Genomic DNA, 1,911 nt, shown 5'->3' on the forward strand with positions numbered 1-1,911 from the left:
ACACAGCAGAGGGGTCATCACCGCTTAGCAGCAACACACTGGCCATAACCCCTCCTTTCCTCGTCACTGGTTCCCCGGTGACTATCCGCACAGTCTAACCCGGCCAGAATCCGACCTCTTGGTGGGGTACCCGGCCCAGCGCAGCCGTTCAGAGGCGTGAGCAGCGGGTCAGAAGCGTGTCAATTCCCCTACCGAGTTGCCCCTCAAAAGAATTGTCTTCGATAACGTGATGGTGGAAGGTATTTGTCACGGCGAGGTGTCGCGCCGGGTCGCGTGGGCGCCGGTACTCGCTGAAGCTATCTCTAACTTTGAGCGAGAGAAGAGGACCATGCAGGCGCTCACTCGTCGACCTGAACTGGATGGCCTCCGAGGCATCGCCATCCTCCTCGTTCTGGGTTATCACGGGTTTGGCCAATACGTCAGCGGAGGCTGGCTCGGAGTCGATGTCTTCTTCGTACTGAGTGGCTTCTTGATGGGCCTCATTCTGCTCCCACAAGCTCACGCGGGAATGCTCGAACTGCGCGATTTTTTTGCCAGGAGAGTGCGACGTCTTGTTCCCGCCCTCATCGCCACGGTGGGTGTCGTGTCTATTGCGTCCTGGTTTTTGCTCTCTGACGAGGCATTTCGAAAGTTTGGTGGCAGTGCTCTAAGCAGCGTCGGCTTTTTTTCCAACGTGTTTTTTTGGCAAAACTCCGGTTACTTCGACACCCCGCTAGACGAAAATCCCCTCCTCCACCTATGGAGCGTGTCGATTGAAGGCCAGTTTTATGTCTTCCTCGTGCTGCTGCTCTACATCGCTGTGCGTCTGGGGACTAAGAGCATCCGAGTGTTCCTATGGGGGGCATTTCTCCTGTCCTTAGTAGTCAGCTTCAGCGGAGTACTTGACCCGAACGCCAACTTCTTTCTCCTGCCCACAAGGGCCTGGGAGTTTCTCGCCGGGGTTCTACTGGCCGACGTTCTCTCTCGACAGGCGCGCAGCCCACTTCCTCGCCGCACCGCAGGAATACTCGGAGGACTTGGAGTACTGGTGATCGTGGTGTGGGGAATCTTTGCCGATTCTTCTTTTTACTCCCCGCTTTCTTCGCTGGCCGTGACCCTCGGCACCCTCGCGGTAATTGCTGGAGCTCACTTTTCTGCAGTTCTCGCTCGAGCAGTATCGACACCCGCTCTTGTAGGGATCGGCCTGGTGAGCTACAGCCTCTATCTCTGGCATTGGCCCCTGCTGGTGTTTGGTCGGGAGCTTTTCGTCGAATTTGGCACCCCGCACGTGATCGCAGCCCTGTTCGTCTCCCTGGTGGTGTCTGTTCTTTCCTGGCGATACGTCGAGCAGCCGTTTCGTCGGAGGGCATCCACTCCAGATCGCTCGAGAAGGGTGGCCTTGGGCGTCGCCACGGCAACGCTCAGTGTCGGTTTGGTTGCGGTGTGGTCTGGTGCTGTGGGGGCGTCGGGCTTCAATTTTCAGACCATCACGATTCCCGGCTATGTGGTGGGAGACGACCGGGCCAAAGAGGATCGGTGGGAGTTAATTCGCGCCAACGGCGGGGGGACAGGGCCCGACTGTGGTGACGGCGATGATGATCACGAAGGCTGGATTGATGCGGCCGACCCACGGCCGGGCCTTGTGATCATCGGCAATTCCCACGCGAGGGATCTCTATAACGTCCTCGCTCAAAGCGAAGAGGTCTCCGGTGAGTATCAGGTGGGCAAAATGAGTTGCCAGCTGGTCAACATGCTTTTCCACCCCGGTTTTCTCGACTCTGAGACGTATGAACGGGCAGAAGTGGTGATCCTCTCGTCGCGGTATTCCGATATTGACCTGGCCGCGCTCCCTGATGTTCTCGACAGGTTGCAAGCGGATGGGAAGACTGTGGCTCTCGCCGCACCGTTTCCACAAATCGAGCTGGACACCCG

1 protein-coding gene is annotated in these 1,911 nt (G+C 57.9%); it reads left to right on the forward strand.

Going from position 1 to position 1,911, the window contains the following annotated elements; genetic code table 11:
• Positions 1 to 196 precede the first annotated feature (196 nt).
• Positions 197 to 1,911, forward strand: a 1,715-nt coding sequence (locus RI518_RS07825; protein ID WP_310689815.1) for an acyltransferase family protein, incomplete at its 3' end; no start/stop codon positions are given.

It is taken from the genome of Pontimonas sp., assembly GCF_031581085.1.
In the GTDB taxonomy this organism is placed as follows: domain Bacteria; phylum Actinomycetota; class Actinomycetes; order Actinomycetales; family Microbacteriaceae; genus Pontimonas.